General features: G+C 33.9%; 7 protein-coding genes. All 7 read left to right on the forward strand.

The window, feature by feature from the left end:
- Positions 1–7: 7 nt before the first annotated feature.
- The 7 genes from accC to B3J44_RS01830 all read left to right on the forward strand — a co-directional run bounded on the left by accC (position 8) and on the right by B3J44_RS01830 (position 4,800).
- On the forward strand, positions 8–1,354 hold the full coding sequence (accC, locus tag B3J44_RS01800) for an acetyl-CoA carboxylase biotin carboxylase subunit (protein WP_198855386.1): 1,347 nt from the start codon (positions 8–10) through the stop codon (positions 1,352–1,354).
- Positions 1,355–1,698: 344 nt separating this feature from the next.
- The gene (locus B3J44_RS01805) at positions 1,699–1,995 is read left to right on the forward strand and encodes a hypothetical protein (RefSeq protein ID WP_281634093.1); all 297 of its coding nucleotides are present in this window, start codon (positions 1,699–1,701) and stop codon (positions 1,993–1,995) included.
- A 74-nt stretch (positions 1,996–2,069) separates the two neighbouring features.
- Complete coding sequence (locus tag B3J44_RS01810) at positions 2,070–2,366, forward strand: hypothetical protein (RefSeq protein WP_198855387.1); 297 nt, start codon at positions 2,070–2,072, stop codon at positions 2,364–2,366.
- A gap of 28 nt (positions 2,367–2,394) precedes the next feature.
- The gene (locus tag B3J44_RS01815) at positions 2,395–2,685 is read left to right on the forward strand and encodes a hypothetical protein (protein ID WP_286965267.1); all 291 of its coding nucleotides are present in this window, start codon (positions 2,395–2,397) and stop codon (positions 2,683–2,685) included.
- An 18-nt stretch (positions 2,686–2,703) separates the two neighbouring features.
- Positions 2,704–2,997: a PepSY-like domain-containing protein gene (locus tag B3J44_RS01820; protein ID WP_198855389.1), complete on the forward strand. Its 294-nt coding sequence runs from the start codon at positions 2,704–2,706 to the stop codon at positions 2,995–2,997.
- Positions 2,998–3,011: 14 nt separating this feature from the next.
- Positions 3,012–3,308 carry a hypothetical protein gene (locus B3J44_RS01825; RefSeq protein WP_198855390.1) on the forward strand — a complete coding sequence of 99 codons (297 nt, stop codon included), beginning with the start codon at positions 3,012–3,014 and terminating at the stop codon, positions 3,306–3,308.
- Between the two features lie 136 nt (positions 3,309–3,444).
- Positions 3,445–4,800 (forward strand): sigma-54-dependent transcriptional regulator, encoded by a 1,356-nt coding sequence (locus B3J44_RS01830; protein WP_286965271.1) that lies wholly within the window; start codon positions 3,445–3,447, stop codon positions 4,798–4,800.
- The last annotated feature ends 6 nt before the right edge of the window (positions 4,801–4,806 follow it).

Raw genomic sequence — 4,806 nt, forward strand, 5'->3', positions numbered from 1 at the left:
AAATAAGATGTTTAAAAAAATATTAATTGCGAATAGAGGAGAAATTGCACTACGTGTAATTCGTACATGTAAGGAAATGGGAATCAAAACTGTTGCAGTTTACTCTACAGCCGATGCAGAAAGTTTGCATGTTAAATTTGCTGACGAAGCGGTTTGTATTGGCCCTCCTCCGAGTAACTTATCGTATTTGAAAATGTCAAATATTATTGCAGCTGCAGAAATTACAAACGCAGATGCAATTCATCCAGGTTATGGATTTCTTTCTGAGAATGCTAAATTCTCTAAAATCTGTCAAGAGCACGGAATTAAATTTATCGGTGCTGCTCCAGAAATGATTGACCGTATGGGAGATAAAGCTTCTGCTAAAGCTACAATGAAAGCTGCAGGAGTTCCTTGTGTGCCAGGTTCAGACGGATTATTAGAATCTTACGAACATGCACAAAAAATAGCTAAAGAAATTGGTTATCCAGTTATGATGAAAGCTACTGCTGGTGGTGGTGGAAAAGGAATGCGTGCAATCTGGAAAGAAGAAGAGCTTTTAAAAGCTTGGGAAAGCGCGCGTCAAGAAGCTGCTGCAGCATTTGGAAATGACGGAATGTACATGGAGAAACTTATTGAAGAACCACGTCATATCGAGATTCAAGTTGTAGGAGATTCTTATGGAAAAGCATGTCACCTTTCTGAAAGAGACTGTTCAGTACAACGTCGTCACCAAAAACTTACTGAAGAAACACCTTCGCCTTTCATGACAGACGAACTTCGTGCAAAAATGGGAGAAGCTGCTGTAAAAGCTGCCGAATTCATTAAGTATGAAGGAGCTGGAACTGTAGAATTTTTAGTGGACAAACACAGAAACTTCTATTTCATGGAAATGAATACTCGTATTCAAGTTGAGCACCCAATCACAGAACAAGTTATTGATTATGATTTGATTCGTGAGCAAATTATGGTTGCTGCCGGAATTCCAATTTCTGGTAAAAACTATCTTCCACAATTACACGCTATTGAAGTACGTATTAATGCTGAAGATCCTTATAACGATTTTCGTCCTTCACCAGGAAAAATTACTACGCTTCATATGCCAGGAGGACACGGAGTTCGTTTGGATACTCACGTTTACTCAGGATATAGCATTCCGCCAAACTACGACTCTATGATTGCTAAGTTAATTACAACAGCACAATCTCGTGAAGAAGCTATCAGCAAAATGCGAAGAGCTTTGGATGAGTTCGTAATCGAAGGTGTGAAAACTACAATACCTTTCCACAGACAATTAATGGATGATCCAAAATATATTGCAGGAGATTATACAACTGCATTTATGGATACATTTAAAATGAATAGTCCAGAATAATTAAAAGGCTTCCAAATTTGGAAGCCTTTTTCTTTTATAAACCTTTGTTAATTCCAATATTGGAAACCGAAATTTTAAATTAGGAGCTCAAAAATGTCACTGTAAACTTTGGGATTTGGAATTTGATTTATTGAAATTTTTCTAAAGGTTACACTTTAAGTGTTTACTTATTACACACTTATTTTCTCTTTTACACACCTTTCACGGTATTTCTTTTTTTGGTATATTTGATGTAAAGTCTTTAAAAACAGGATTTTATGATCTTTGGCATGGCTCTTTTCTTTTACGGCATAATAATTTCATTACTTAAAGCGTAAACAACTATTAATTTAAATATATACGTTATGAAAAATTTATTTTTATCAGCCGCAATTGTTTTAGGAAGTTTAACTTCATTCGCTTCAACTACACAAGTAACAAATACAATCGTAAAAACGATTTCTATCGAAGACGAATACACTGAAATCAAATTAGAAGAATTACCAGCTGCGATTACAGAATCTTTGAAAAAAGCATATCCGGAAGCAGTAATTACTAAAGCATACAAAAACGAAAAAGCACAGTATAAACTTGACGTAACTGTTGGTGATAAAGTAGGAAACCTTTTTGCTAATGCAGACGGAACTTGGATCAAACAATAATCTAATCTAAGATATTGTGAAAATCCAGATCAAGAATACTAAGATCAAATTAACTATATTAAAATACAACTATCATGAAAAATTTATTTTTATCAGCCGCAATCGTTTTGGGAGGTTTAACATCATTTGCTTCAACTTCGCCAATTTCAAATACAATCGTAAAAACAATCTCTATTCAAGATGATTATACAGAAATTAAATTAGAAGAAGTTCCAGCAGCAGTAACAGATGCTCTTAAAAAAGCGTATCCAGATGCTGTGCTTTCTAAAGCATTTAAAAACACAAAATCTGAATATAAGCTTGAAGTAACTGTTGGCGATAAATCAGGAAATCTTTTTGCTAATGCAGATGGAACTTGGATTAAAAAATAATTAAGTCTAACCCTTAAAAACTATTACTATGAAAAAGTTAATCTTATCGGCAGCAATTGTTTTAGGCAGTTTGTCGATGAACGCAGAGACCCCTGTTGCAACCAATCAAATGGTGCAAACAGTAAATGATCAGGATGGATACAAAGAAGTAGATGGAGTTCCAGCAGCCGTAAAAAAAGGCTTAGATGAAGCTTATCCTGGTGTAGTGCTTGAAAAAGCATGGGTAAATGATAAAAAGGAGTATAAAATTGAGATAACCGTTCGAGGTGAAAAATCGATCGTTTATACAGATGCTTCTGGTAACATTCTTAAAAAATAATTTAAACCACTAAATATTATGAAAAAGTTAATCTTATCAGCAGCGATTGTTTTAGGAAGTCTTACAGTAAATGCTGCGATTCTTCCAGCAGTTTCGATTTCTCAATCAGTACTTATTCAAAGTGAGTTTACTGAAGTATCTGCAGATGCTGTTCCAGCAGCTGTAAAGTCTACGCTTGAAAAATCTTTCCCGAATACTAAGCTTGAAAAGGCTTATAAAAACGAGAAAAATGAGTACAAACTTGAGATTTCAAGTGGAGAAAAGAAGTATACTATTTTTACAGATGCTTCTGGAAATATCATTAAAAAATAATTAAAATCAGCATCATGAAAAAACTAATCTTATCTGCAATAGTGGTTTTAGCAACCATGTCAATGCATGCAAATGTATTGTCTGTTTCGCAAGACGCTAAAGCAACTGTAACAATTCAGACAGAATATACAGAAGTTACAGTAGATGCTGTGCCTGCAGCTGTAAAGACAGCGTTGCAGACCGCTTATCCAGGAGCAAAACTGGATAAAGCATTTGTTAACGACAAAAAAGAGTACAAACTTGAAATATCAGTTGGAGACCAAAAGGCTACTGTCTATTCAGATGTCAATGGTAACTGGTTGAAGATATAATTAGGTGAATTTAGATTTATGTTTTTGGTGAAAAAGAGATTGCGTGATGCAATCTCTTTTTTTTACATATTTTACATAATTTTATGAAATAACAAGTTTAATAATACTATTTTAGCAAAAAAGTCCCTAAAAGCAAATGCCGAAGATATTACTGATAGAAGATGATATTGCGTTCTGTAAATTATTAGAGAAATTTCTAATCAAAAAATCGTATGAAGTAACAACTACTTTTTCTGCGACAGAAGCGCGTGAAGCAGTTAAAAACGAATCGTTTGATTTGATTTTGACAGACCTTCGCTTGCCTGATTCTGATGGTATAGGACTTATGTCTGAATTTAAAAATTCGCACCCACATATTCCTGTTATTTTAATGACGGGTTACTCAGATGTAAATACTGCTGTAAAAGCCATTAAAAATGGCGCAGCAGATTATATTTCAAAACCATTTAATCCAGACGAAGTTCTTCTTGTAATTACAAATGCATTACAAATGCCAAAAACGGAAGAAGAAGAAACTCCTGTAAAAGAAAAAAAGACGATAAAAAAGCAGGCGTCAACAGGAGAAAACGAATTTGTTAAAGGAATTTCTGTAGCTTCTAAAAAACTTTTAGATCATATTCAGCTGGTAAGCCCGACTGATATGTCTGTTTTGATAATTGGCGAAAGCGGAACAGGAAAAGAAATTATTGCAAAAAGCATTCATCAGCAAAGCAGAAGAAAAGACAATAATTTTATTGCAGTCGATTGTGGAGCGATTCCGAAAGAATTAGCCGCAAGTGAATTTTTTGGACATTTAAAAGGATCTTTCACCGGAGCAATCAGCGATAAAAAAGGATATTTTGAAGCAGCAAATGGCGGAACTTTATTTTTGGACGAAATTGGAAATCTTTCATACGAAAATCAAATACAGTTATTAAGAGCGCTTCAAGAAAGAAAAATTAAACCCGTAGGAAGCAATAAAGAAATAAACGTTGATATACGTATTATTACTGCTACAAATGAAGATTTACGTGAGGCAGTAAAAAACGGCGATTTTAGAGAAGATTTATACCATAGAATCAATGAGTTTTCAATTCAGTCACCATCTTTAAAAGAGCGCGGAGAAGATTTAATGATTTTCGCAGATTATTTCTTAGAAAAAGCCAATCAGCAATTGCATAAAGATGTAATCGGGTTTTCTCCAGAAGTAGTTTCTATTTTTCAAAATTACTCTTGGCCAGGAAATTTACGTGAATTGCAAAACTGTGTAAAACGTGCAACTCTTTTGACTCGTGGTGATTTTATAGAAAGCGATGTGCTTCCAGCAGAATTTTTCCAGATTCAGAAACAGCAACCTGCGGCAAATGAAGTTTTTTCATTATCTGAAAACGAAAAAGAAACTATTATTAGTGCTTTGTCAAAAACACAAAATAATAAATCTGAAGCTGCAAAACTTCTTAAAATTACTAGAAAAACACTTTATAATAAATTGAAACAATATAATATCGAATAAAAAAAG

It is taken from the genome of Flavobacterium sp. UBA4854 (genome assembly GCF_002399805.1).
Taxonomy (GTDB): domain Bacteria; phylum Bacteroidota; class Bacteroidia; order Flavobacteriales; family Flavobacteriaceae; genus Flavobacterium; species Flavobacterium ginsengisoli.

Coding starts and splice junctions, on each gene's coding strand:
- accC (WP_198855386.1), top strand. CDS start 8: ATGTTTAAAAAAATATTAATTGCGAATAGAGGAGAAATTGCACTACGT.
- B3J44_RS01830 (WP_286965271.1), top strand. CDS start 3,445: ATGCCGAAGATATTACTGATAGAAGATGATATTGCGTTCTGTAAATTA.
- B3J44_RS01815 (WP_286965267.1), top strand. CDS start 2,395: ATGAAAAAGTTAATCTTATCGGCAGCAATTGTTTTAGGCAGTTTGTCG.
- B3J44_RS01820 (WP_198855389.1), top strand. CDS start 2,704: ATGAAAAAGTTAATCTTATCAGCAGCGATTGTTTTAGGAAGTCTTACA.
- B3J44_RS01810 (WP_198855387.1), top strand. CDS start 2,070: ATGAAAAATTTATTTTTATCAGCCGCAATCGTTTTGGGAGGTTTAACA.
- B3J44_RS01805 (WP_281634093.1), top strand. CDS start 1,699: ATGAAAAATTTATTTTTATCAGCCGCAATTGTTTTAGGAAGTTTAACT.
- B3J44_RS01825 (WP_198855390.1), top strand. CDS start 3,012: ATGAAAAAACTAATCTTATCTGCAATAGTGGTTTTAGCAACCATGTCA.